General features: G+C 39.3%; 24 protein-coding genes, 1 tRNA gene, 1 pseudogene and 1 other annotated feature. Of the genes and pseudogenes, 22 read left to right on the top strand and 4 right to left on the bottom strand.

What is annotated here, in order from left to right; all coding sequences use genetic code 11:
- The first annotated feature begins 93 nt into the window (after positions 1–93).
- The 6 genes and pseudogenes from rplS to ezrA all read left to right on the top strand — a co-directional run bounded on the left by rplS (position 94) and on the right by ezrA (position 6,863).
- Positions 94–441, top strand: coding sequence for a 50S ribosomal protein L19 (rplS, locus tag G574_RS0107850; RefSeq protein ID WP_017770116.1), 348 nt, complete (start codon positions 94–96; stop codon positions 439–441).
- 173 nt (positions 442–614) lie between these two features.
- Positions 615–1,326, top strand: a pseudogene (locus G574_RS10920) (hydrolase).
- Positions 1,327–1,336: 10 nt separating this feature from the next.
- A tRNA-Arg gene (locus tag G574_RS0107860) sits at positions 1,337–1,408 on the top strand.
- Positions 1,409–1,709: 301 nt separating this feature from the next.
- Positions 1,710–2,909 carry an FtsW/RodA/SpoVE family cell cycle protein gene (locus G574_RS0107870; RefSeq protein WP_029691719.1) on the top strand — a complete coding sequence of 400 codons (1,200 nt, stop codon included), beginning with the start codon at positions 1,710–1,712 and terminating at the stop codon, positions 2,907–2,909.
- 180 nt (positions 2,910–3,089) lie between these two features.
- Complete coding sequence (gene gyrB, locus G574_RS0107875; RefSeq protein WP_029691720.1) at positions 3,090–5,042, top strand: DNA topoisomerase (ATP-hydrolyzing) subunit B; 1,953 nt, start codon at positions 3,090–3,092, stop codon at positions 5,040–5,042.
- A 96-nt stretch (positions 5,043–5,138) separates the two neighbouring features.
- Positions 5,139–6,863, top strand: a complete 1,725-nt coding sequence (gene ezrA, locus G574_RS0107880) for a septation ring formation regulator EzrA (protein WP_029691721.1) — start codon at positions 5,139–5,141, stop codon at positions 6,861–6,863.
- A 26-nt stretch (positions 6,864–6,889) separates the two neighbouring features.
- On the opposite strand, the gene G574_RS0107885 is transcribed toward ezrA, so the two are convergent.
- Positions 6,890–7,408, bottom strand: coding sequence for an NUDIX hydrolase (locus G574_RS0107885; RefSeq protein WP_029691722.1), 519 nt, complete (start codon positions 7,406–7,408; stop codon positions 6,890–6,892).
- Positions 7,409–7,463: 55 nt separating this feature from the next.
- Between G574_RS0107885 and G574_RS0107890 the strand changes: the two genes are divergently transcribed.
- Positions 7,464–8,567 carry a glycerate kinase gene (locus G574_RS0107890; protein WP_029691723.1) on the top strand — a complete coding sequence of 368 codons (1,104 nt, stop codon included), beginning with the start codon at positions 7,464–7,466 and terminating at the stop codon, positions 8,565–8,567.
- A 24-nt stretch (positions 8,568–8,591) separates the two neighbouring features.
- On the opposite strand, the gene G574_RS0107895 is transcribed toward G574_RS0107890, so the two are convergent.
- Complete coding sequence (locus tag G574_RS0107895) at positions 8,592–9,038, bottom strand: DUF1694 domain-containing protein (RefSeq protein WP_029691724.1); 447 nt, start codon at positions 9,036–9,038, stop codon at positions 8,592–8,594.
- A gap of 145 nt (positions 9,039–9,183) precedes the next feature.
- Here G574_RS0107895 and eno point away from each other — a divergent pair, with 145 nt between their 5' ends.
- The 3 genes from eno (at position 9,184) to G574_RS0107910 (ending at position 12,453) form a co-directional block, all read left to right on the top strand.
- Positions 9,184–10,485, top strand: a complete 1,302-nt coding sequence (gene eno, locus G574_RS0107900; RefSeq protein WP_017770184.1) for a surface-displayed alpha-enolase — start codon at positions 9,184–9,186, stop codon at positions 10,483–10,485.
- A gap of 189 nt (positions 10,486–10,674) precedes the next feature.
- Positions 10,675–11,901, top strand: a complete 1,227-nt coding sequence (gene pepT, locus G574_RS0107905) for a peptidase T (protein WP_029691725.1) — start codon at positions 10,675–10,677, stop codon at positions 11,899–11,901.
- 54 nt (positions 11,902–11,955) lie between these two features.
- On the top strand, positions 11,956–12,453 hold the full coding sequence (locus G574_RS0107910) for an EbsA family protein (RefSeq protein WP_029691726.1): 498 nt from the start codon (positions 11,956–11,958) through the stop codon (positions 12,451–12,453).
- Here G574_RS0107910 and G574_RS0107915 read toward each other — a convergent pair.
- Positions 12,442–12,636 (bottom strand): ferredoxin, encoded by a 195-nt coding sequence (locus G574_RS0107915; RefSeq protein WP_029691727.1) that lies wholly within the window; start codon positions 12,634–12,636, stop codon positions 12,442–12,444. The genes G574_RS0107910 and G574_RS0107915 overlap by 12 nt on opposite strands.
- A gap of 45 nt (positions 12,637–12,681) precedes the next feature.
- Here G574_RS0107915 and G574_RS0107920 point away from each other — a divergent pair, with 45 nt between their 5' ends.
- The 6 genes from G574_RS0107920 (at position 12,682) to lepA (ending at position 17,869) form a co-directional block, all read left to right on the top strand.
- On the top strand, positions 12,682–13,239 hold the full coding sequence (locus G574_RS0107920) for an SAG1386/EF1546 family surface-associated protein (protein ID WP_029691728.1): 558 nt from the start codon (positions 12,682–12,684) through the stop codon (positions 13,237–13,239).
- A gap of 20 nt (positions 13,240–13,259) precedes the next feature.
- The gene (gene cmk / locus G574_RS0107925) at positions 13,260–13,940 is read left to right on the top strand and encodes a (d)CMP kinase (protein WP_029691729.1); all 681 of its coding nucleotides are present in this window, start codon (positions 13,260–13,262) and stop codon (positions 13,938–13,940) included.
- A 23-nt stretch (positions 13,941–13,963) separates the two neighbouring features.
- Positions 13,964–14,089, top strand: a sequence feature (ribosomal protein L20 leader region).
- 13 nt (positions 14,090–14,102) lie between these two features.
- On the top strand, positions 14,103–14,633 hold the full coding sequence (gene infC / locus G574_RS0107930; RefSeq protein WP_029691730.1) for a translation initiation factor IF-3: 531 nt from the start codon (positions 14,103–14,105) through the stop codon (positions 14,631–14,633).
- Positions 14,634–14,668: 35 nt separating this feature from the next.
- Positions 14,669–14,869 (top strand): 50S ribosomal protein L35, encoded by a 201-nt coding sequence (rpmI, locus tag G574_RS0107935; protein ID WP_017770191.1) that lies wholly within the window; start codon positions 14,669–14,671, stop codon positions 14,867–14,869.
- 55 nt (positions 14,870–14,924) lie between these two features.
- Positions 14,925–15,284 carry a 50S ribosomal protein L20 gene (rplT, locus tag G574_RS0107940; RefSeq protein WP_017770192.1) on the top strand — a complete coding sequence of 120 codons (360 nt, stop codon included), beginning with the start codon at positions 14,925–14,927 and terminating at the stop codon, positions 15,282–15,284.
- 752 nt (positions 15,285–16,036) lie between these two features.
- The gene (gene lepA, locus G574_RS0107945; RefSeq protein ID WP_029691731.1) at positions 16,037–17,869 is read left to right on the top strand and encodes a translation elongation factor 4; all 1,833 of its coding nucleotides are present in this window, start codon (positions 16,037–16,039) and stop codon (positions 17,867–17,869) included.
- Between the two features lie 779 nt (positions 17,870–18,648).
- Here lepA and mscL read toward each other — a convergent pair.
- A complete protein-coding gene (mscL, locus tag G574_RS0107950; RefSeq protein WP_029691732.1) occupies positions 18,649–19,020 on the bottom strand; it encodes a large conductance mechanosensitive channel protein MscL in 372 nt (123 codons plus the stop codon).
- A gap of 147 nt (positions 19,021–19,167) precedes the next feature.
- Here mscL and dnaG point away from each other — a divergent pair, with 147 nt between their 5' ends.
- The 6 genes from dnaG to G574_RS11130 form a co-directional block, all read left to right on the top strand.
- Positions 19,168–20,940 carry a DNA primase gene (gene dnaG / locus G574_RS0107955; protein WP_037590679.1) on the top strand — a complete coding sequence of 591 codons (1,773 nt, stop codon included), beginning with the start codon at positions 19,168–19,170 and terminating at the stop codon, positions 20,938–20,940.
- Between the two features lie 8 nt (positions 20,941–20,948).
- Positions 20,949–22,061 carry an RNA polymerase sigma factor RpoD gene (gene rpoD / locus G574_RS0107960; RefSeq protein ID WP_029691735.1) on the top strand — a complete coding sequence of 371 codons (1,113 nt, stop codon included), beginning with the start codon at positions 20,949–20,951 and terminating at the stop codon, positions 22,059–22,061.
- 566 nt (positions 22,062–22,627) lie between these two features.
- Positions 22,628–22,966, top strand: a complete 339-nt coding sequence (locus G574_RS0107965) for a metal-sulfur cluster assembly factor (RefSeq protein ID WP_029691736.1) — start codon at positions 22,628–22,630, stop codon at positions 22,964–22,966.
- Positions 22,967–22,979: 13 nt separating this feature from the next.
- Complete coding sequence (locus G574_RS0107970; RefSeq protein WP_029691737.1) at positions 22,980–23,906, top strand: glycosyltransferase family 2 protein; 927 nt, start codon at positions 22,980–22,982, stop codon at positions 23,904–23,906.
- A gap of 65 nt (positions 23,907–23,971) precedes the next feature.
- Positions 23,972–24,823, top strand: a complete 852-nt coding sequence (gene rfbD / locus G574_RS0107975; RefSeq protein ID WP_029691738.1) for a dTDP-4-dehydrorhamnose reductase — start codon at positions 23,972–23,974, stop codon at positions 24,821–24,823.
- Positions 24,824–24,916: 93 nt separating this feature from the next.
- Positions 24,917–26,458, top strand: a 1,542-nt coding sequence (locus tag G574_RS11130; protein ID WP_029691739.1) for an N-acetylmuramoyl-L-alanine amidase, incomplete at its 3' end; no start/stop codon positions are given.

Here is a 26,458-nt window from a genome sequence, read left to right on the forward strand (position 1 = left end):
CATGTTAAGATAGGTTCTGTGTGTGATGGACGCACGAAATACCGCTAATCCGCTGAGACAGGTACTTAAGATTAGTAAGAGAAGGAGAAAAAAATGAATCCATTAATTCAAAGTTTGACTGAAAGTCAACTACGTACTGATATCCCTGAGTTCCGCGCTGGTGACACTGTTCGCGTTCATGCGAAAGTTGTTGAAGGAAGCCGCGAACGTGTTCAGATCTTTGAAGGTGTTGTTATTTCACGTAAAGGTCAAGGCATTTCAGAAATGTACACTGTACGTAAAATGTCAGGTGGTATCGGAGTTGAGCGTACATTCCCAATTCATACACCACGTGTTGAAAAAATCGAAGTAACACGTCATGGTCGTGTTCGTCGTGCGAAACTTTACTACCTACGCGCATTGCAAGGTAAAGCTGCACGTATTAAAGAAATTCGTCGTTAATTTAGGAGACTTATCGGAAAGACTAGTGACAGAAATATCGGTATTGATTTGAGTCATTAATGCTTGAATTAACTTGATCTGCTGCTAGGTCTTTCGATGCTTTCTTTTGAGACGTATTTCAACTCTTCCTTTTGGGAAGGGTTTTTTTCGTAGAGTAGCTAGAAAGGGTCCCTATGAATCAAGTTGTACCTTCTGTAAAATCAGAGTTGAGACAAGAAATTTTAGCTGGACCACGAGTGATTAAGTAATGTTCTGGTATTGAAATTTATGGACGGAAAATTAAGTCAATTATTTTTACCACAGATGTCTCAATTATTGCTAATAACAATGCCGATGCAGTTCTTGCAGTCTATCCCTTTACCCCTACACCGGCAATTTTAAAAAGTATTATGTTAGTCGCTTCGGTTCCTGTATTTGCAGGTGTTGGAGATGGCTTAACGACAGGTCAAAGAGCTGCAAATATGAGTTTGTTTTCGGAATCATAGGGGCTTTTTCAGTTGTGGTTAATGGACCTACATCGGCACAAACAATCGAGGAAATCAACAGACTTGTTGACGTTCCAATCATCTATACTGTTGTCACTGAGACAGCTGATATTGCTTCGAGAATAGCGGCTGGAGTTGACATTTTAAATGTTAGTGGGGGAGCAAAAACAGTTGACATGGTGCGTAAGATTCGTCGAGAATTTCCGGATTTTCCAATCATGGCGACAGGCGGTCTTACGAAGGAGAGTATCATGAATGTGATTGAAGCTGGGGCTAATGCGATCACTTATACACCACCAACAAATGGGGAAATATTTAAGAAAAAATGGGAAAATATCGTAAAGAAGTCAAGCAATATTACCTCAAAACTTGCAAGACTAGGAAGACTAATGTACAATGAATAGTGTTGAGTCCTCTTAGTTAAATGGATATAACAACTCCCTCCTAAGGAGTCGTTGCTGGTTCGATTCCGGCAGGGGACATGTCCCTAATAAGTATCTAACGGAGAGAAAAGGAGTATTTTTATGTTCAAACAATCAAGTGTAAAATCTAAAACAAATCAAAAATCTTTCAAATTGACAGATATGATCAAATTGATCGCATTGCTTATCCCAGTGATTCAATTATTACGTCAAATGAAAAATAGTCGAAAATAATAACGAAACAGTATTGTTCAATTAGCCAAGTGATGACATTTGGCTTTTTTGATGGTTAAAAACAAGGTGAGTATCACTGTAATCGTGGTATAATCATTATTAATTTAGTTTAGGGAGTAAAGGTTAGTTGAAAAACGCTATTAATAGACGGATTGACTTTATTTTAATTATTCCGGTCTTCTTTCTTTTAGTCATCGGATTTGTTGCAATCTACATTGCGGTGGTAAATGATTATCCTGACAGGGTAATGCAGATGATGTTGCAACAGGGAGCTTGGGTTACTTTGGGACTTTTTATAGCCTTTGTCGTTATGCTTTTTGATACGGCATTTTTGTGGAAGGCAACCCCTATATTATACCTATTAGGATTGGGGATAATGACCCTGCCACTTTTTTTCTACAGTCCAGCCTTGGTAGAGTCGACTGGTGCTAAAAATTGGATTACAATCGGTAATGTGACCCTTTTTCAACCTTCTGAGTTTATGAAGATTGCCTATATTTTAGCACTGGCCGAGGTAACCATATGGTTTCGCATACGTTTTGAAAAACTGAGTTTGGCAAATGACATTAAGCTTCTGGGCTTTTATAGTTTAGTTAGTCTACCTGTGCTTATTTTGTTGGGCTTACAGAAGGATTTAGGTACAGCCCTGGTTTTTGTTGCCATTTTAAGTGGTGTCAGTTTTATGTCAGGGATTCACTGGAAAATTGTGGTGACAATTGTGACCTTGCTCATCCTCTTCTTTTCGGTTTTTATGCTTGTTTTTCTATGGGAACCGGGGCGAGAATTTCTATATCATATGGGGATGGACACTTATCAAATTAATCGTATTTCAGCTTGGTTAAACCCTTTTGATTTTGCCTCTAGTATCGCTTATCAGCAAACCCAAGGCATGTTATCTATAGGTAGTGGCGGTGTTTTAGGGAAGGGCTTCTCTATCTTAGAACTATCTGTACCTGTTAGAGAAAGTGATATGATTTTCACAGTGATTGCTGAAGATTTTGGGTTTGTCGGAGGAGCCATTACTTTAGCCCTTTATTTAGTTTTAATCTATCGGATGGTTCTCATTACTCTAGAGTCTAACAATCAATTCTATACTTTCATATCTGCTGGTTTTATCATGATGATTTTGTTTCATATTTTTGAAAACATTGGTGCTGCAATCGGTATTTTACCACTAACAGGAATACCGTTACCGTTTATTTCACAAGGAGGAAGCTCCTTAATTTCTAACTTGATTGGGGTAGGTCTTGTCTTATCGATATCGTATCAAAATCGAATCCATCAAGAAGAGGCCAGAATGCAACGTTATGGTCGCGCAATACAATAGGATTGGCCATCAAGGACAGTCCTATTTTCTTACATAAAATAAGGTAAAATAAGAGAAATTATGATATAATATACCTTATGGTTGCTTGTCTATTTAACCTTGGAAAAGCTATTGTAGGACAGGCATAGTAATCTTAGAATAGACAACACAATTGTGTTGTTATTACAGAAAGAGTTGCAAATGACAGAAGAGTTAAAAGATTTGCTAGATAGAGCAAATGAATATGATGCTAGTCAAATTCAAGTGTTAGAAGGTTTAGAAGCCGTCCGTATGCGTCCAGGGATGTATATTGGTTCAACCTCAAAAGAGGGACTTCATCACCTGGTTTGGGAAATTGTGGATAATTCTATTGATGAGGCTTTAGCAGGATTTGCTAGTCATATCGAAGTTTTTATTGAACCGGATAACTCTATTACAGTTGTAGATGATGGTCGTGGGATTCCCGTTGATATTCAAGAAAAAACAGGCCGTCCCGCTGTTGAAACTGTCTTCACTGTTCTCCATGCCGGAGGAAAATTTGGTGGAGGCGGCTATAAGGTGTCGGGAGGTCTCCATGGTGTCGGTTCATCTGTTGTTAATGCCTTATCGACACAACTTGATGTTAAAGTGCATAAAAATGGTCAAATCTATTATCAAGAGTACCAAAGAGGTGTAGTCGTTGATGATTTGACAGTTATTGGTGAAACAGACTTGCAAGGGACAACAGTCCACTTTACTCCCGATCCTGATATCTTTACGGAAACGACAGAGTACGATTATGCGAAATTAGCTAAACGTGTACAGGAGTTGGCCTTCCTAAACAAAGGGTTGCGGATTTCGATCACAGATAAGCGCGAAGGGAAAGAAGTAAGTCAAGAGTTTCATTATGAAGGTGGTATTGCCAGTTACGTTGATTACATCAATGAGAATAAAGAAACCATCTTTGAGACCCCTATTTTTACTGATGGTGAAATGGAGGGAATTACTGTCGAAGTAGCTATGCAGTATACAACGGGTTATCACGAGACTATCATGAGTTTTGCGAATAACATCCATACTCATGAAGGAGGGACTCACGAACAAGGATTTAGGACAGCCCTTACCCGTGTCATTAATGATTATGCACGTCAAAATAATATCCTAAAAGAAAAAGATGACAACTTAACTGGAGATGATGTCCGAGAAGGCTTGACAGCGGTGATTTCTGTTAAGCACCCAAATCCTCAATTTGAAGGTCAAACAAAAACCAAGCTTGGTAATTCAGAAGTTGTTAAAATTACCAATCGCCTCTTTAGTGAAGCTTTCAGTCGCTTTTTACTTGAAAATCCTCAAATTGCACGTCGTATTGTTGAAAAAGGAATTTTAGCTTCTAAAGCACGTATTGCAGCTAAGCGTGCTCGAGAAGTGACACGCAAAAAGTCTGGTCTGGAGATTTCAAACCTCCCAGGAAAACTTGCTGATTGTTCATCGAATGACCCGAGTCAAAATGAATTGTTTATCGTAGAGGGAGATTCTGCCGGCGGTTCTGCTAAATCAGGTCGTAATCGTGAATTTCAAGCGATCTTACCGATTCGAGGCAAAATTTTGAACGTTGAAAAAGCAACGATGGATAAAATATTAGCCAATGAAGAAATTCGAAGTTTATTTACGGCTATGGGAACGGGGTTTGGAGCAGATTTTGATGTTTCTAAAGCGCGCTACCAAAAATTAGTTATCATGACAGATGCCGATGTCGATGGCGCCCATATTCGTACCTTGTTATTAACGCTGATTTATCGCTTTATGCGACCGGTTTTAGAAGCTGGTTATGTTTACATAGCGCAACCACCTATTTACGGTGTCAAAGTTGGCAGTGACATTAAAGCTTATATTCAACCAGGTGTCAACCAAGAAATGGAATTGAAGGTTGCCTTAGAAAAATACAGTCAAGGACGGTCGAAACCAAGTGTTCAACGGTACAAAGGTTTGGGAGAAATGGATGATCACCAACTGTGGGAGACAACCATGGATCCAGAGAACAGACTCATGGCACAAGTAACGGTAGACGATGCTGCAGAGGCTGATCGCATTTTCGATATGCTTATGGGGGATCGGGTTGAACCTCGTCGAGAATTTATCGAAGAAAATGCGGTATACAGTACACTGGATATTTAATCTTACTTGACAAAAAGGGGTGCGAGGCACTGACAAGTATGGTATAATCGTTATGCTATAAGACTTTAAAAAAGGAATATTACTAAGGAGATTTACATGTCGAGCGGAATTGTATTAGTGATAGTAGCAATTGTTTTATTAGTGATTGTTGCTTATCTTATCGCCGCGATCATACGAAAACGAAATGATTCGCTGATAGCTAATTTAGTAAACGAAAAGACAGAAATTGAACAGTTACCTGTGATTTCTGAGATTGAAGGTGTCAAATCCCTACATCTTATTGGGCAGAGTCAGGCTAATTTTAGAGAATGGCAACAGAAATGGGAAGATATTGCCAATAATTCATTAAAGGAAATCGAAAAGCAACTGTTTGATGCTGAGAATCTCAACGATACCTTCCATTTCATCAAAGCAAAGGCTGAAATTGACAATGTTGATAGTCAGTTAAAGTTGGTTCGAGAAGATATTGAAGCTATTCGTGAAGCTTTGGATATTTTAAAAGCTCAAGAAGAAAAAAATAGTGCACGTGTTAAACACGCTCTAGATCTTTATGAAGAATTGCAACATGCCATTAATGAGAATAGTGACAATTATGGTACAACGATGCCAGAAATTGAAAAGCAACTCAAGAATATTGAAAAAGAATTTTCGCAATTTGTGACCTTGAATTCTTCAGGTGACCCTGTGGAAGCCTCAGCGCTTTTGGATAAGGCTGAAGAACATACGATTGCTCTAGGACAAATCTCTGAAAAAATTCCGGCTATTGTGACTAAATTAGAAGATGATTTCCCTGATCAATTAGATGACCTCGAGACAGGATACGCTCGTCTCCTAGAAGAGAATTATCATTTTAAGGAAAAAAATATCGAAATTCGTTTCCAAACGATTCGTGATGCGATACGGTCAACCTCTAACAGTTTAGTCAGTCTAGATCTTGATAAGGCAAATGAAGATAACGAGGATATTCAGGAAAAGATCAATCAGCTTTATGACGTTTTCGAACGTGAGATTGAGGCACATGGTAAGGTTGTTAAAAATAGTAAAATTATCCCTGACTACTTAGCTCACGCCAAAGCTAATAATCTTCAGTTATCAAATGAATTAAATCGTCTATCTAAAAAATACATTTTGAATGATAGTGAAGCTGTTAATATCCGCCATTTCGATCAAGAATTAACAGCTATTGAAGAAAAAGTGCTTCCTGATATCCTTCATCTAGAAGAACAAGAAAAACCTTTTTCTGTTCTTGAGGGACGATTAGAGGAGACTTTAAAAACCTTGTCGCGTATTGAAAACTCACAACTTGAAGTTGCACAAGAGTTAGAAGCAGTAGAACAAACGGAAAATACAGCACGTGAGAAATTAGATACTTATATTACCAAACTTCATATGATCAAACGTTATATGGAGAAACGTCATTTACCAGGTATCCCGCAAGAATTCCTTAGCGTCTTTTTCACAGCTAGCGCACAGTTGGAAGCTTTGATGGATGAATTAAGCAGAGGTCGGATTCACGTTGAAACGGTTGCGAGAATGACGGAAGCTGCGACAGCTTCTTTGGAAAATTTGGAAGAAACAACTTACCGTGTCGTCCAGAATGCCTCATTAACTGAGCAACTCTTACAGTACTCAAATCGTTATCGTAGTTTTGAACCGGGAGTTCAGAGTAGCTTTGAACACTCTTTGAAGTTGTTTGAGCAAGACTATGATTACCAAGGATCATTTGAAGAAATTTCATACGCCTTAGAGACTGTTGAACCAGGAGTAACAGATCGCTTTGTCAACTCTTACGAAAAAACACGTGAAGAGATTCTACTCTAAGCAAAAAGAGAAGTAAGCCTAACAGCTTACTTCTCTTTTTTTATTTCCCATTGCTTTGTATGGAGGTAATGAGTTAATAGTTCCTTTTGTTTTGGGATGACGCGTTCAATATCTAGAAAATCAGGTAGTTCTTCTGGTGCAATCCATCTCCATTCAGTTGTCTCTCCTTCTTGAAGTGTGACGATCGATTTATCACCGTCATAAAAGGCATAATAATTATGATAGATTGAAAATTCTTCGGGTACAACTGTTTCGATTAGAAAAGTTACACTTTGTGGCGACAAACCCGTTTCCTCATGTATTTCTCTCTTGATAGCTGTAAGTGATGTCTCGTCTTTTAGAACAGAGCCACCTGCACTGGCTTCATAATAATTTGGGTAAATTGGCTTATGGCTATCTCGTTTCATAAATAAAACGCTACCATCTTGAGCCTGAATAATAGCCTCGGCGACAAGGTGGAAAAGACCGTTGGGGATTTGTTGACCTCTGATGAGAGTTTCTCCTGTTTTTTCAACCTTAGCAGTATAAGCATCCCAAAGTTCCATTTTTTAGCTCCTTTCAAGTATAATAAGTGTAAGTAAAACAATGTGGAGGAGTGTCATGCATATTTTAATTGCGCCAGATTCATTTAAAGAAAGTTTATCAGCATTAGAAGTTGCTAAAGCGATTCGGAATGGTCTTCAAGCCTCTCTGCCAAAAGCAACGTTTGATCTAATGCCTGTCGCTGATGGTGGTGAGGGGACTGCTCTCGCTCTAGCACAGAATAAAAGAATGACCTTAAAAAGGGTGAAGCTAGAGCACGCCTATAATCAATCTAAGGAAGTTTCTTATGCTCTTGACCATGAAATGGCCGTTTTTGATATGGCCGCTATCTGTGGCTTGGAACTTATCCCAGAGAATGAGCGTCATTCCTTAATGGTATCCACTGAAGGTGTCGGTGAAATGATCCGATTTTTGGTAAATGAAGGCGTAAAAAAGATCTTGATAGGCGTCGGAGGGTCCGCGACAAATGATGGTGGTATCGGAATGGCTAAAGCGCTAGGATATGATTTCAAAGATGAGTCATCACGTTCTGTAGAAGCATTGGCTAAGAATATTTCGGTGATTAAAACTATCCAGAGTGACAATCGATTGGACTTATCAGGTATAACCATCGTGGTTCTAGCAGATGTCACGAATCCATTATGTGGACCTGATGGAGCAGCATATACCTATGGGCCACAAAAAGGATTGACTACCTTCGAAATTGAGCAAGTTGACAGGGATCTTGAGCAATTCTATGAGGCTCATTTTCCTGATTTACTAGGTCAAATCTCCTTAGGAGCAGGAGGAGGGATGGCTGCAGGTTTAAGAGCTTTTGCGGGAGCTACAGTCACAAGTGGCATTTCCTATTTGCTAGATACTATTGATTTTGATTGGAGAGCTTCCGTTGCTGACCTCGTCATTGTAGGGGAAGGACGCTTAGATCGCCAGAGTTTATCAGGTAAGGCTCCGATAGGAGTTGCTAAACGTGTCCCGAGCGGGAAAAAAGTTATTGCAATCTGTGGCAGTGTATCGGATGATATTAGTGGATTTCCGATAAATGGTATTCATGCGGCATTTCCAATCATTCCAAATATACCTTATAGTAACGCGGCTTTATTTAATAAAACATCAGTTAACCTTGAGCGCACAGGAGCGGCAATAGGTCAGTTATTGCTATAACAAGCAATTGCTATTAGAGTATATCTATTTACCAAATAAACGCTTTAAAAAATTCTTCTTAGGAGCGTTTTCGGTTTGCTGATTTTCTAAATGGAAAACTTTAAAAAGATCGGTTTCCTCTCTATTCACAGCATGATCTGTGGCAAGGACAATTGCAAAAGGAGAGGTTGTGATTTTATTTTGGATAATGGACGAAGGGATATGATTTTCTTTAGCATTTTTCATATATGCCATCTGTTTTTCGAGAGGTATCTCAGAAGCAATCGTCATTTTGAGACTGTCATTTTGCTTGAGTTCGCTTTGAATAGCCTGATCCAATAAGGTTAGAGTATTTTCGTTGTTTAGGTCTTTCGTTTGTACAGTGACTAAGACACGCTCTTTAAATGTTCCTAAATAATAGCGCTGTTCACCGGGATTTAACACTTTATTTCCTGATGAACGTTCTAAAATGGTTTGATTAATATCAGTCATAATCTCCTCCAATACTATACTATGAGAAATATTGTACTATAATTTTCAATTTTTCTGAAAAGTTTGCCTTTTGAATTGATGAAACTAGCTTATTGTGGTATTATTAACATGTAAAATATTTAAAACTCATAAGGAGAGTATTATAATGTCAATTATTACTGATGTTTACGCTCGCGAAGTCCTTGACTCACGCGGTAACCCAACACTTGAGGTAGAAGTTTACACTGAATCAGGTGCATTCGGACGCGGTATGGTTCCTTCAGGAGCATCTACTGGTGAGCACGAAGCAGTAGAACTCCGTGATGGTGACAAATCTCGTTACCTTGGTTTAGGTACTCAAAAAGCTGTTGACAACGTAAACAATGTTATCGCAGAAGCGCTTATTGGTTATGATGTTCGTGATCAACAAGCTATTGACCGTGCGATGATTGCTCTTGACGGTACTCCAAATAAAGGTAAGCTTGGTGCTAACGCAATTCTTGGTGTTTCTATCGCTGTTGCACGTGCAGCTGCAGACTACCTTGAAATCCCACTTTACAGCTACCTTGGTGGTTTCAACACTAAAGTTCTCCCAACACCAATGATGAATATCATCAATGGTGGATCTCACTCTGATGCTCCTATCGCATTCCAAGAGTTTATGATCGTACCTGTTGGAGCTCCTACATTTAAAGAAGCTCTTCGTTGGGGTGCTGAAGTATTCCACGCCCTTAAGAAAATCCTTAAAGAACGTGGTCTTGTTACTGCTGTTGGTGACGAAGGTGGATTTGCTCCTAAGTTCGAAGGTACTGAAGATGGTGTAGAAACTATCCTTAAAGCTATCGAAGCTGCTGGTTATGAAGCTGGCGAGAACGGAATCATGATTGGTTTCGACTGTGCGTCATCTGAATTCTACGAAAACGGCATCTACGACTATACTAAATTCGAAGGTGAAGGTGCTGCTAAACGTACTTCAGCAGAACAAATTGATTACCTTGAAGAATTGGTAAACAAATACCCAATCATCACTATCGAAGATGGTATGGATGAAAATGACTGGGACGGTTGGAAAGCACTTACTCAACGCCTTGGTGGACGTGTACAACTTGTTGGTGACGACTTCTTCGTTACAAACACTGATTATCTTGCACGCGGTATCAAAGAAGAAGCTGCTAACTCAATCCTTATCAAAGTTAACCAAATCGGTACTTTGACAGAAACTTTTGAAGCTATTGAAATGGCTAAAGAAGCTGGTTACACTGCAGTTGTATCACACCGTTCAGGTGAAACTGAAGATTCAACAATCGCTGATATCGCAGTTGCAACTAACGCTGGTCAAATCAAAACGGGTTCATTGTCACGTACAGATCGTATCGCTAAATATAACCAATTGCTTCGCATCGAAGATCAATTAGGTGAAGTTGCAGAGTACAAAGGTCTTAAATCTTTCTACAACTTGAAAAAATAATAGTCAGTAAAACTATTGAAGAGAGGCTGATGCAGTCTCTCTTTTTTCTGAGCTTTATAAGATTAGTGAGTTTACCCACTAATCTTATAAAGATACAATTTTCTGATCATAAATAAATGAAAAACTACTCTGAGGAGTGGTTTTTTATGTTATAATTTAGAACGATAACAACAGAAAAAGGAGTTGCAAATGTCTTATCAAAACTTACTTGAACGCTTTTTAACATATGTAAAGATTAACACGCGAAGCGATGACTCCAGTCGGACAACACCAAGTACACAAAGTCAGGTTGACTTTGCTTTGACTGTTCTTAAACCAGAAATGGAAAAAATGGGTTTGCAAGATGTGCATTATTTAGAGTCAAATGGCTATATCGTTGGAACGTTGCCGGCAAATTCTGAGAAATTTACCTCTAAAATTGGTTACATTTCCCATATTGATACAGCTGATTTTAATGCCGAAGGGGTCAATCCACAAATTATTGAAAATTATGATGGATCGTCGATAAAACTTGGTCAATCAGGGTATGAGTTGTCTCCAAAAGATTTCCCTAATTTAGCAAATTATTATGGCCAAACATTAATTACAACGGATGGAACAACTTTGTTAGGGGCAGATGATAAGGCGGGTATTGCTGAGATTATGACAGCTATGGAATATCTCGTCAACCATCCAGAGATTGAACATGGGGAAATAAGAGTTGGTTTCGGACCTGATGAAGAAATTGGTGTAGGGGCTGATAAATTTGATGTCGAGGATTTCGATGTTGACTTTGCTTACACGATTGATGGTGGTGCTCTGGGAGAATTGCAGTTTGAAACATTTAATGCAGCGGCAGCCGAAATTTCCTTCAAGGGTCGTAATGTTCACCCAGCAACTGCTAAGAATCAAATGATTAATGCTTTTCAAATGGCTATTGATTTTCATAATGCACTTCCAGATTCGGATCGACCAGAGTTGACAGAAGGTTATGAAGGTTTTTATCATTTGCATGGATTTGAAGGTGCAGTTGAAGAAGCGAAAATAGCCTATATTATTAGAGATTTTGACAAAGATTCATTTGAAAAACGTAAAACAAACTTGCTGACGATTGCGGACAAGATGAACCAGGAATTAGGAGAGGAGCGCGTTATTGTTTCGTTAAAAGATCAGTACTATAATATGCGCCAGGTGATTGAAAAGGATATGACTCCGATTACTATTGCCAAAGAAGTTATGGAAGGTTTGAATATTAGACCTATTATCGAACCTGTTCGAGGTGGAACAGATGGTTCAAAAATCTCATTCATGGGCATTCCTACACCAAATATTTTTGCCGGTGGTGAAAACATGCACGGTCGTTTTGAATATGTCAGTCTTGAGACGATGGAAAAAGCAGTTGATGTGATTGTTGGCATCTCGAGCTATCGTCAATAGTGCTTTGAAAGATTATCAAGTTTATGATAAAATGACTTTGGAGGGTTACCGACTATGATTAAAATTTTTGGTAAAATAAGATATCATTGGCAACCTGAATTATCGTGGCTTTTGATTTACTGGTCAATCACAATTACACCTATATTTATTGGATTATCTTTGCTTTTTGAGCGAACGAAAATACCATTGTCATTCTTTTTACTATTTTTACTTTTCTTAATACTATTGGGATTAGGTTTGCATCGTTTTTTTGTCATTGAAGAAGGTGATCAATTAACGATTGTATCAATGGATATTTTCAAACCCAATAACGTCAAAATTTCGAGTATTAAAAAGGTTGAAGTAACAAAGTTAAGTATAGCCTTGATATTCGACGACAATAAAAAAAGACGCATATTTTATATGCGTAAATGGCCAAAAAAGTATTTTTTGGATGCATTGGCAGTACACCCAAGTTTTCGTGGTGAGGTTGAGCTAGTGGATAATTTTGTGGAGCTAGACTATTTTGAAGCTTATAAGCAAGATAAAGCCTCAAAGCTATTAGAGCATTAATGCTTTTGTAGGACAGTTTTTGACAGCTTCAAGCGTAGCCAAATCATCATCTCTAAATTCGGCAATAAGATTATCAGATTCTGTAAATTTGACAATACCGTTGTCATGATAATCAAAAACGTTAGAATAGGTCTGACAGAGTCCGCAGGCAATACATTTTTCTGGAATTAGTGATACTTTCATAGTATCATTGTAATATGATTTTATAGATTTAACAAGGGGGAAAGCATGGCTAAGAAACCATGGGAATCAAAAATTTTTGATAGTAATAAAACAAAGGGGGATAAAACCTCTAGAGCAGATAAGAATGGTGGTTTTTTAAGTACTCCTTTATTGACAGGCTTACTTAGTGTGTTTTTTCTTATCGTTGTTGGGATATTAATTTTTGTATTTTACACTTCTAACGGTGGTAGCGACGAAACACAAGCTACTTCTGGATTTTATCAATCTTCTACTTCTAAAGCGAAGACATCTAAGTCGTCTGAATCAGCTGCAAAAGATGAGGCATCAAATCAAGTTTCTGAAACTACAGAGACGACGGTTGCTGATGAAACAGATCAGTCCAAAACAAGTGACTCAGCAGCAACAGAAAGTTCTTCTGACAGCTCTGCTTCGTCGCAGACGGCTGGAAATGGCGAAACAATTGTTGTGCAAGCAGGAGAAGGAGCAGCATCTATCGCAGCTCGAGCAGGTATTTCTGTTGAGCAGTTGCAAGCTTTGAACCCACAACATATGACATTGGGTTACTGGTATGCTAATCCTGGTGATCAAGTTTTTGTTAACTAATCTGAGGAATTGAGGAGATCATGAAAGCTATTCAAATTGCAATCGATGGTCCTGCTTCAAGTGGCAAAAGTACAGTAGCCAAGATTATTGCACATAATCTTGGCTATACTTATCTTGATACAGGTGCCATGTACCGTTCAGCTACCTATCTGGCTTTGAAGCATCAGCTTGACGGTTCTAGGGTTAACGATATTCTTGACTTGCTAGCTACCCACCCTATCACTTTTAATAAAGGAACTGAGGGACAACAAACGGTTTTGGTAGGAGGCGTCGATGTGACAGATGCAATTCGCCAACCTGATGTTACCAACAATGTTTCTTGGGTGTCTGCCTTACCTGAAGTCCGTGAAGAGTTGGTGGCTCAACAACAGCGGATCGCTTCCCAGGGAGGCATCATTATGGATGGTCGTGATATTGGAACGGTTGTTCTCCCCGATGCTGAATTAAAAATCTTTTTGATTGCATCGGTAGAAGAACGTGCGGAACGTCGCTTCAAAGAGAATCAGAAAAAAGGCATTCTGACAGATTTTGAAACGCTAAAAGAAGAGATTGCAGCGAGAGATTACAAAGATAGTCATCGAGCGGTATCACCTCTAAAAGCTGCGGAAGACGCCATTGTTTTTGATACAACTGGGGTATCCATTGATGGAGTTGTTGAGTTTATTCAAGAAAAAGCAAAAAAAATTATTGACAAAGGGTAATCAAACTGTTATGATAATAACAATGAGAAAAGCAGAAGTGAGAACTTCTCGCCTTGCGACTAACGTTGTCTGGCCCTACATGTCAAGTTTCTTTATAGAAACATAATGTGTGCGGGCTTGATTTGTCAAGTCCGCTTTGTTTTTCTCTAAAAAAATAAAGAGGTGAAGATCATAGCTAAAAAAGATCTATTCATCAACGACGAAATTCGTGTTCGCGAAGTTCGTTTAGTTGGTCTTGAAGGTGAACAATTAGGTATCAAACCACTATCAGAAGCTCAAGCTATTGCTGATAAAGCTAATGTTGATTTAGTGCTTATCCAACCGCAAGCCACGCCACCAGTTGCTAAAATTATGGACTATGGAAAGTTCAAGTTTGAGTATCAAAAGAAACAAAAAGAGCAACGTAAAAAACAAAGCGTTGTTACTGTTAAGGAAGTTCGTCTTAGTCCTGTTATTGATAAAGGGGACTTTGAAACAAAACTTCGTAACGGGCGTAAATTCCTTGAGAAAGGGAATAAAGTTAAAGTTTCCATTCGCTTTAAAGGGCGTATGATTACTCATAAGGAAATTGGGGCAAAAGTCTTGGCAGATTTTGCTGAAGCGACTCAAGATATTGCCATTATTGAGCAAAGAGCTAAGATGGATGGACGCCAAATGTTCATGCAACTTGCACCGATTCCAGACAAGAAATAACTTGTCAGATTACATTTATCAATAGGAGAAGAAAAATGCCAAAACAAAAAACACACCGTGCATCAGCTAAACGTTTTAAACGTACAGGTTCAGGCGGATTGAAACGCTTCCGTGCTTTCACGTCTCACCGTTTCCACGGAAAAACTAAGAAACAACGTCGTCATCTTCGCAAAGCATCAATGGTAAGTGCTGGAGATTTCAAACGTATTAAAGCAATGCTTACTCGCCTTAAATAATAGGTTTCAGTAAATATTCACAGTATTATTCAGAATTATTCGGAGGAAAATATAAATGGCTCGTGTTAAAGGTGGCGTTGTTTCACGCAAACGTCGTAAACGTGTTTTAAAATTAGCTAAAGGTTATTATGGAGCGAAACACATCTTGTTCCGTACTGCAAAAGAGCAAGTAATGAACTCTTATTACTATGCATACCGTGACCGTCGTCAGAAAAAACGTGATTTCCGTAAACTTTGGATCACACGTATCAATGCGGCTGCTCGCATGAATGGTTTGTCATACTCACAATTGATGCATGGTTTGAAATTGGCTGAAATCGAAGTTAACCGTAAAATGCTTGCTGATTTAGCAGTTAATGATGCAGCAGCTTTCACAGCTCTTGCAGATGCAGCTAAAGATAAACTTGGTAAATAAGCTTACTAGGTTAGTATATTGTCCCTAATCTATTATCGATAGATGTAGGAGTGAAAAGTCTTGGAAATTATTCCGGGGCTTTTTTGTTATATATGCCAAAATAGGGAAGCCCTGATATTGTGAATGAGCAACACATTATTAATACGTAGTAATAAAATGCTATAATTAGCGTATCAATTGAAATAAGATGATTATATGCCACAAAATGCAAAAGAGCGATATGTTTTCTCAATATCTATGGCTTTGATAATGGGTGCTATAATGACTGCTTGGAATCTTTGGTGGGATGATATGTTACGTCTTTCAATATTTCTACCAAGTTATTAGCTTCGTCTTGCAGTTCCCTTGATTGTTTTGTTTATCATTGTAACGCCCTTATCAATTAAATGGATGGCTTTTGTGGGGCCGAAATTGAATCTTAATTGGCAGCGTATAAATGATATGATGCTTTTTATGATTTTCTTTATGGTGAGTCTTATGACTGTTTTTGGTTTAGTAGTGAGTCATTTACCTTTTGCTTTTTCTGTTTATTGTTTGTTATGGGTGAGAAGCTTGTCGATGTCTCTTACAGCTAGTTTTTTAGTGGCAGGACCAGTCTCGCGGAAATTATTAATTTATTATCGTCAAAGAGTTAATGCAAGATCAGCAAGTTGATTCACAATTTTCTAACTGTAATTCAAGGAAAGCACCCGCACAGCCAGGGCTTTTTTTGGTATAATATAGAGTAACGATTAAAAGTATAGGAAGATCAAATGAATATCGAAGATTTGAAAAGACGTCAGGAGAAGATTCGGAATTTCTCTATCATTGCTCATATTGACCATGGGAAATCAACCTTGGCTGACCGAATTTTAGAAAAAACAGAGACTGTTTCTAGTCGTGAGATGCAAGCGCAGTTGTTGGATAGTATGGACTTGGAGCGTGAGCGTGGGATTACTATCAAGCTTAATGCTATTGAACTTAATTATATGGCAAAAGATGGTGAGACTTATATTTTTCACTTGATTGACACACCGGGACATGTTGACTTTACTTATGAGGTATCTCGTTCTTTAGCAGCTTGTGAAGGGGCTATCTTGGTGGTTGATGCGGCTCAAGGTATCGAGGCTCAAACACTAGCCAATGTCTATTTAGCTTTGGATAATGACTTGGAAATCATGCCGGTCATCAATAAAATCGACTTGCCAGCTGCTGATCCTGAGCGTGTGCGTACTGAAGTAGAGGATGTTATTGGCCTTGATGCCTCAGATGCTGTTTTAGCTTCTGCTAAGGCTGGTATTGGTATTGAAGAGATCTTAGAGCAGATAGTGGAAAAAGTTCCTGCTCCATCAGGAAATGTAGAAGCGCCTCTTCAAGCCTTGATTTTTGACTCTGTTTATGATGCTTATCGAGGGGTTATCCTTCAGGTTCGTGTCAAGAATGGTATTGTTAAACCGGGTGACAAGATTCAACTGATGTCAAATGGTAAAACATTTGATGTTACTGAAGTTGGTATCTTCACCCCTAAAGCCGTAGGTCGCGATTACTTGGCGACGGGTGATGTAGGTTATATCGCGGCTTCTATCAAAACTGTAGCAGATACTCGCGTTGGTGATACTATTACTTTGGCTGAAAAACCTGCAAATGAGCCTTTATCAGGTTATAAGCAAATGAATCCGATGGTATTTGCTGGTCTCTATCCAATTGAATCTAATAAATATAACGATCTGCGTGAAGCTTTGGAGAAACTCCAACTGAATGATGCTAGTCTGCAATTTGAACCTGAAACGTCACAGGCTTTAGGTTTTGGTTTTCGTTGTGGTTTCTTAGGTTTGCTTCACATGGATGTTATTCAAGAGCGTTTAGAACGTGAATTTAACATTGATTTGATCATGACAGCGCCATCGGTGGTCTATCATGTTAATACAACTGATGGAGAGATTTTGGAGGTTTCAAATCCATCTGAGTTTCCAGACCCGACACGTATTGATACGATTGAGGAGCCTTATGTCAAAGCGCAAATTATGGTCCCTCAAGAGTACGTTGGTGCTGTTATGGAGTTAGCTCAGCGTAAGCGTGGTGATTTTGAGACCATGGAATATATTGATGATAATCGTGTCAATGTGATTTATCAAATTCCACTGGCCGAGATTGTTTTTGATTTCTTTGATAAATTAAAGTCATCAACACGTGGTTATGCCAGCTTTGATTATGAAATTTCAGAGTATCGTCGTTCACAATTGGTCAAAATGGATATTTTGCTTAATGGGGATAAGGTCGATGCTCTCAGCTTTATTGTCCACAAAGAATTTGCCTATGAACGTGGGAAATTGATTGTGGATAAGTTGAAGAAGATTATTCCTCGTCAGCAATTTGAAGTGCCTATTCAAGCAGCTATTGGTCAAAAAATCGTGGCGCGTACGGATATCAAAGCTCTCCGAAAAAATGTTTTGGCCAAATGTTATGGTGGTGACGTCTCTCGTAAACGCAAGTTACTTGAAAAACAAAAAGCAGGTAAGAAAAGAATGAAATCTATCGGATCGGTTGAAGTCCCCCAAGAAGCCTTCTTGAGTGTTCTTTCAATGGATGATGACGAGAAAAAATAAGAATATCGCTAATATTATGGTCAGCGATAGGTGATGGGGTTGATTATAAGGTTCAATATCATATTATTCGATCAGCCAAAGTAGTTTAATATAGCAGTGGAATGAGTGTTACAATTTGGAAAACTGTGGAAGGTTAGAGTTGATGGATTGTCTAGTAAGATCAGTGAACATTTTACCCTTTGAACGAGTTCTAAACAGACGGTGTGGCATTTGGTTGCTCCATCTGGAATGATCATTGAGGTAGCTTGACACGAACAAAGTTTGCTTTAGTGTTAATTTCCAATACTCTCGGGAGAGACTGTAGAGAGAATATGAGAGTTGGTACTTGAACGTCTAATGGAGGGCCTCAACCCTGACTTAGATGGCGGAATGAGAAGAAGTTTGTCATTTGAGTTCAGAACAAGTGATGAGGATCTGTTGATGACCTCTCTTTCTGATCGTTGGGGACTTTCAACTCCTTTCTCACGCTTTCCTAAGCTTCTCAATGATTAAGTGACAAAATATTGTTAAGGCAGTAGTCGATTTCAGATTGCTGTCTTATTTTTATGCACCAATGCGATAAGCAGTTTGGAGCTGGTAAGACAGTTTTGTAGTGGTACTTAGCGATCTTATATTGTAGTAAGATTATGTTATTCTGAGTATGTTTCATGCTTTGAAGAAGCATAATGTCTGCGCTAACCTCAGATTTTTGAGAATGAATTGTTAAAAGCTGAAATGTTCAAATCAAAAAATGATCCGATCATATGATCGGATCTCGTTTTACTAGTTAATGGTAAGAATTACTTACGAGCCAAAAGGTCCCGGATTTCTGTAAGAAGGATTTCTTCGTTTGTTGGAAGAACTTCTTCAACAACTTCTTCTTGTTTTGGCATGATCTTGGTAGCAGCTTTAACGATGAAGAAGAGAACCGTACCAACGATAAGGAAGTTGAGTACAGCGCTCAAGAAGCTACCATAGGCAACACCGTTCCAAGTGAGTTCAGCAATACGTTCAGCACCAACTGCCTCCAATACAGGGTTTAACAAAAGTGGTGTGATGATATCTTCAACTAATGACGTGATGATCGCACCAAACGCTGCACCAAAGATCACGGCTACAGCTAAATCAAGGACATTTCCTTTAAACAAAAAAGCTTTTAATTCTTTAATCATAATCGATTCCTTTCCATATTTAACTGTATTATACAGAAAAGCCAAAGGAGGAGCAAGGAATATGAATCATATTTTTAATTTACAGATGAAAAGTGAAGTGATATAATGTAACGTAAGGCAAATTTGGATTTTTGTGGAGGTGATGGTGTGATTTTAGATAAACAAAGCATTGCTCAGATCAAACAAGAAACCAATATTGTAGACATTATTGGAGAGGTTGTTGCTCTCTCAAAAACAGGTCACCATTATATAGGGTTATGTCCTTTTCATAAAGAAAAAACGCCATCCTTTAACGTTATCGAAGATAAGCAATTTTACCATTGTTTCGGTTGTGGAAAATCAGGTGACGTTTTTAAATTTTTAGAGGATTATCGGCACATTTCCTTCAAAGAGTCTGCGACGATCTTAGCTCAGCGTTTGGGAATGGTGATTGAAGTGCGGACAGATCATTCGGCACCATCTCACCATCCAAATGACAAATTGTTTCAGATTAATGCCGATGCGACGAAATTTTTTCAAGCCGTTCTAATGACAACAAAGCTTGGGGAAGCAGCACGTGGCTATTTATATAGTCGTGGATTGACAGATGACCTAATTCGCCATTTTCAAATTGGTTTAGCTCCCGATGAACCGGATTATCTCTATCGTGCCTTGGCAAAAAAATACGATGAAGATACGATTTTACAGTCGGGATTATTTAACCTTTCTGAAGAAACAAATCGTGTCTATGATGCTTTTCAAAATCGTATCATGTTTGCCCTAACGAATGACCAAGGAAAAGTCATAGGTTTTTCCGGGCGTATCTGGACTGATAAAGACCAGAAAAGTCATCAGGCCAAGTATAAGAACACCAGGGCAACAGTTATTTTTAACAAATCCCAGGAGCTTTATCACTTAGATAAGGCTAAAGCTGTGATTGCGAAAAAGCGTGAAGTCTACCTTATGGAAGGTTTCATGGATGTTATTGCGGCTTATCAGGCTGGCGTTGTCAATGCTGTTGCTTCCATGGGCACTGCCTTAACGCCAGAGCATGTCAAGCATCTAAGTCGATACACTAAAAAGGTTATTTTAACGTATGATGGTGATTCTGCTGGACAACAAGCTATTGCTAAGTCGTTGGAACTACTGTCTGCATTTTCGGTAGACGTTGTCAAACTGCCTCAGGATATGGATCCTGGCGATTATTTGACGGCTACTTCGGCAGAGGAGTTGGAACATTTACTTGAAAAATCACGAATAAGTCAAGTCGAGTTTTGGATTAACTACCTTTTGCCTGACAATAGTGACAACTTGCAGAATCAGATAGCCTATGTGGAGCATATCGCTGATATTATTGCCAAGGAACCGTCAATTACGGCTCAAAATACCTATATCAATAAGGTTGCTGATTTGTTACCTGATTTTGATTACCGACAGGTTGAACAATCTGTCAATGCTGCGCGTTTGAGTAGTCGCCAGGCTACCTCAAAACAAGTAGCTGAACCAATTTATCTTGACATTCCTGTTGCAAAACAGATTAGTGCTCTGACAAAAACAGAGAATCATCTTTTCCATCGCATGCTTTTTCATCCCGTTATTTTGAACGATTTTCGCTTGCGAGATGATTTTCATTTTGTAACCAAGGAACTTGATATCTTGTTTCAATTGTTGGTACAACATGGTGAGATTTCTGCTTATGAATTATCAAATCAGTCCGAGGCAGTGCAGCAAGCTTATTATAGTGTTTTAGAGGAGCAATTACCTGAAGATATCGGTGATAATGAAATTAGGGATTTAGAGCGACACCGAGAGCGTTTACTGACCCAAAAAGATATAAGAAGACAAAGTCAGTTGATTAAAGATACCAGTAACCAAGGTGATCAAGATAGTGCACTTGCCGCCTTGGAAGCTCTTATTGCACAAAAAAGAAGTATAGAATAGAGGGAATTATGGCAGAGAAAACAAAAGAAATAACCACTTTTAATGTTCAAGTTGCTGATTTTATCCGTAATCATAAGCAGGCCGGAACAGCGATTGACAATGAAGTTACAGAGAAGCTTGTTATTCCCTTTAGTTTGGATGCGGAACAAATTGATGATTTGTTGGAGCGTTTGACGGATGGTGGTATTTCCATTACGGATAAGGATGGTAATCCTTCAACAAAATATGTTGTTGAGGCACCTAAGCCTGAGGAGTTAACCGACGAAGAATTATTGGGAAGTAATTCTGCTAAGGTTAATGATCCTGTTCGTATGTATTTGAAAGAAATTGGTGTTGTGCCGTTGTTGACAAATGAAGAGGAAAAGGCTTTGGCAATAGCGGTTGAAAATGGTGATTTACAGGCTAAACAACGATTAGCAGAAGCTAACTTACGTTTGGTCGTTTCGATTGCTAAGCGATATGTTGGGCGTGGTATGCAGTTCCTTGATCTGATCCAAGAAGGTAATATGGGTCTCATGAAAGCTGTTGATAAGTTTGACTATTCGAAAGGGTTCAAGTTTTCAACTTATGCGACTTGGTGGATTCGTCAAGCTATCACTCGTGCTATTGCAGACCAGGCACGTACTATTCGTATTCCTGTACACATGGTCGAAACTATCAATAAACTGGTTCGTGAGCAACGTAATCTTTTACAAGAGTTAGGACAAGATCCGACACCTGAACAGATTGCAGAGCGTATGGACATGACACCTGATAAGGTGCGTGAAATTTTGAAGATTGCTCAAGAGCCAGTATCTCTTGAGACGCCAATTGGTGAGGAAGATGATAGTCATCTTGGGGACTTCATTGAGGATGAAGTTATTGAGAATCCAGTTGATTACACTACGCGCGTGGTTCTTCGTGAGCAATTGGATGACGTGCTTGATACGCTTACAGATCGCGAGGAAAATGTCCTTCGCCTCCGCTTTGGACTTGATGATGGCAAAATGCGCACACTTGAGGATGTGGGTAAGGTCTTTAATGTTACGCGTGAGCGTATCCGTCAAATCGAAGCAAAAGCCCTACGTAAACTCCGCCACCCAAGCCGCAGCAAACAGCTCAAAGACTTTATGGAGGATTAAAAAGGTCTAGTAGCCCTTTTTAACCGCTCGCTAAAAATGAGATACGAGCGTCGTGATTGTTTTCTAGGGATAGACTGTTTTAGGTGATCCGCTAAAAATGATGACCGAAGCATATGTCTCCTAGACCTTTTTAACCGCTCACTAAAAATGAGAAACGAGTGTCGTGACTGTTTTTTGATGATAGACTGTTTTAGGTGTTCCGCTAAAAATGCTGACCAGAGCATATGTCTAGTAGCCCTTTTTAACCGCTCGCTAAAAATGAGAAACGAGCGTCGTGATTGTTTTTTAGGAATAGACTGTTTTGGGTGCTCTGATAACCGCAGAGCTCGGGATTGTTTACGTTTAGAGAGTGTTGAATTATTCTGTTCAAATCAGGCATTGCTGCAATAGATAGAAGTAGGCAAATTCAGAATTGATCTATCATAGATGAACAGCAACAAATACTAGTGTTAATCTAATTGGCTTCTAGTCGAAACAAAAGTTGAATGGTCAATTTCTTGTGTAGATAGTATTGGAACGTTGAAAGATAGTCAGTTGTTCAAATGAATGGAAGTGAAAGGAAAATCATGTCAGAAGTTATCAATTATACTGAAGAAGAAATTGCTAATATCAAAGAACGTATCTTTGAAGCTCTAGAAGAGGTTATTGACCCTGAGCTTGGTATTGATATCATTAACCTCGGGTTGATTTATGAAATTCACTTTGAACAAGATGGTCAGACACAGATCGATATGACATTGACAACGATGGGATGTCCATTAGCAGATTTGATTACAGATCAAATTTACGATGTTTTGAAAGATGTTCCAGAGGTGACAGAGGCTAAGGTACGTTTGGTTTGGACACCAGCCTGGTCTGTTGATCGGCTTAGTCGCTATGCACGCATCGCTTTAGGTATTCGTTAGAAGAGAGACTCTTATGGAAACATTAACTTTAGTTATTCCTTGTTATGGCGAAGAAGAGACAATCTTGCCATTTTTAGAAGAAACCCAAAAAATTGAGAAAGCCTTAGCATCAGAAGTTCTTTTTGACTACATTTTTGTCAATGATGGTTCTAAGGATAATACCCTATCTATTCTTCGAGACGTTTCGAAGCGCTATATTAATGTGCACTACCTTTCTTTGTCTCGGAATTTTGGGAAAGAAGCAGCGCTTTTAGCTGGCTTAGAGACGGCAACTGGTGATTATGTCACGGTCATGGATGCAGATTTACAAGATCCCCCAGAGCTCTTAATTGATATGTTTACTAAGATTCGTGAGGGTTATGATGTTGTTGGGACAAGAAGGGCAGACCGCCAGGGTGAACCTCTCATTCGTTCCTTTTTTGCGCGTACCTTTTATTGGTTAATCAATCGTATTTCCAGTACAGAAATGGTTGACGGTGCTCGTGATTTTCGCTTAATGACTCGACAAGTTGTGGATAGCATATTGGAATTAGGTGAGGTTAATCGCTTTTCTAAAGGTTTGTTTTCATGGGTTGGTTATGATGTGACTTATATTTCTTTTGAAAATCGCGAGCGTGTTGCCGGTGAAACCTCCTGGTCTTTCTGGAGTTTGTTAAAATACTCTATGGATGGCTTCATCAACTTTTCAGAAGCACCGCTTAATCTCGCATTGTGGGCGGGAAGTGGTTCATTTATTGCTTCGATTTTTGGTATTTTGTTTGTGGTTATTCGGAAATTATTGGTTGATGACCCTGTCGCTGGTTGGGCCAGTATGGTTACTATCATGCTCTTTATCGGTGGTATTCAATTGCTATGTCTTGGTATTATTGGTAAATATATCGCTAAGATTTTCTTGGAAACTAAGAAAAGACCTATTTATATTGTCAAAGAAAAAGGGTGAAACAAGCTCTTTTTTTTGATATACTTTTGGGTGACAACTACTGATTATGGTAAAGGAGTATTGATATGATTTTAATTACAGGTGCTAATGGGCAGTTGGGTACAGAATTGCGCTATTTACTTGATGAACGCAATGAAGAATACATTGCAGTTGATGTTGCTGAAATGGATATTACGGACGAAGCTAAAGTAACTGAGGTATTTAATCAGGTTAAACCGACCTTGGTTTACCATTGCGCGGCATATACAGCTGTTGATGCTGCGGAAGATGAAGGAAAAGAGTTGGACTATGCGATTAATGTCACTGGAACAGAAAATATCGCTAAAGCTGCTGCTGCTCATCAAGCGACTTTGGTTTATATTTCAACGGATTATGTCTTTGATGGGAATAAACCGGTAGGGGAAGAGTGGCTTGAGACTGATAAGCCAGACCCACAAACAGAATATGGTCGAACAAAACGCTTAGGTGAAAAAGCTGTTGAGCGATTTGCGAAAAACTTTTACATCATTCGTACAGCGTGGGTATTTGGTAATTACGGTAAAAACTTTGTTTTTACCATGCAAGAGCTCGCTAAAAAACATCCTCGTTTGACAGTGGTCAATGATCAACATGGACGGCCTACTTGGACACGTACTTTAGCAGAATTTATGACTTACTTAGCTGAGAACCGTAAGGAATATGGCTATTACCATCTTTCAAATGATGCATCAGAAGATACGACATGGTATGATTTTGCTGTAGAGATTTTGAAAGATACAGATGTGGAAGTCGCACCAGTAGACTCCTCAGCCTTTCCTGCCAAAGCAAAACGACCATTTAACTCGACGATGAGCCTTGAAAAAGCCAAAGCCACTGGTTTTGTAATCCCGAGCTGGAAAGATGCACTGCAAGAGTTTTATAAACAAGAGAAGCGATAAGCTATGGACAATTAGCATCCAAAATGCTAGACTAATACTTAATTATTGTTTATTAAATGAGAATATTTAGGAATTTTTAGGAGAGAGATATATATGAAGTGGCATCAGACTCAGCGTTTTTCGATTAGAAAGTATTCATTTGGCGCAGCCTCAGTATTACTAGCGACTGTATCCTTTATGACGGGGCAAACGGCATCAGCCGATGAGACGACACCAGTAGATAGTTTATCGACGCTTACGGCAAACAACTCAGCTGAGCCAACTAGTCAAGTTGTATCAACAGGGACCCCAGCAAGTCCAGCTCAAACGACTGTTGCCCAATCGGTTCCAGCAGAGGCCGTAAGCCCAGAGGCGCCAGCAGTAACTAAGACAAACCAAGTAAGCTCTGCTCCAACTGTAGCCGTAGCTCTGAGCTCTCAAGCTACAGTAGCAGGGGAAACATCCCAAGCTAAAGCTACCCTAGTTCAAGCTCAAGCAAGTACAAATCAACCGTCAGCAACAACTAGTACTGGTTCGCCAGTGACATCAGAGACGGTTCGGACTAGCTCTACTCAATCTCTCGGTGAAACGCGTGCAGCAGCGGCAGCTGGTCCCGTTTCTAACCCAGCCCCAAATGTCGCTCCATCAGGTAGCTATGTCTTTACAGAGCCAACAGGGGTTAAAAGTGAGCCAAAGCTATCCAGTCAGGATTTGGCACAATATCAAAAAGGTCAAACGGTAAATTATGATAGTGTTGTGAACGCTGACCAACATAAATGGCTGAGCTATGTTTCTTATGGAGGTGCTCGCCGTTATGTTTCTATCGGATCTATTGCACCAACTCCAACTCCGGTACCGGTGGCATCAACGACTAGTCGCTCAGCGTCAACAGCCAAATCTGCTTCACAAGGGAATTACGATGTTTTCAATCGAATCGTTTACTTAGACGCAGGTCATGGTGGAACTGATCCTGGTGCGGTTTATTTTGGAACACATGAGAAGGCTTTAAACTTAGAAATACAAAAACGCGTCAAATCAAAACTGGAGGCGCAAGGTTTTCGTGTGGAGTTGACCAGATCTTCAGATACAGGTCTTGATTTGCTTCCGCGATCTGAAAAAGCAAATAAAACTTCCTCAGATATTTTTGTCAGCATCCATTTTAATGCAGCTTCGACACCATCTGTCAATGGTATCGAAACCTATTATTACCAATCTTACGCAGAATATCCGGCTAGAGTAAATGCACAGTATCATAATAATGCCCAGCGTTTGAATTTGAGCGCCAGTCTGGCATCTAGTATTCAATCGAAACTTATCGCAAATACTGGTGCTAGAAATGCTGGTGTTAAGCGACAAACTTTCGCTGTCTTACGTGAAACAACAGCTCCAGCCGTTTTACTGGAACTAGGCTACATGTCTAACAGCGCAGAGTTTGCGCAGATTTCCAGTGCTGCCTATCAGGAAAAACTAGCTACAGGTATTGTGCAAGGGATTGCTGATTATTATAAAAAACACGCCTCGCTACCTGCCACAAGTATTGTAACAAAACCAGCACCAGCAACTCCGGTAAAAACAACGGTAGTTGCTAAGGGTTCTACAGGTTTTGATGTGACCATCACCAATGTGCCGGCAGTTATGACTAGTGTCCGTGTTCCA

The sequence above is a fragment of the Streptococcus hyovaginalis DSM 12219 genome, from assembly GCF_000420785.1.
Lineage (GTDB): Bacteria > Bacillota > Bacilli > Lactobacillales > Streptococcaceae > Streptococcus > Streptococcus hyovaginalis.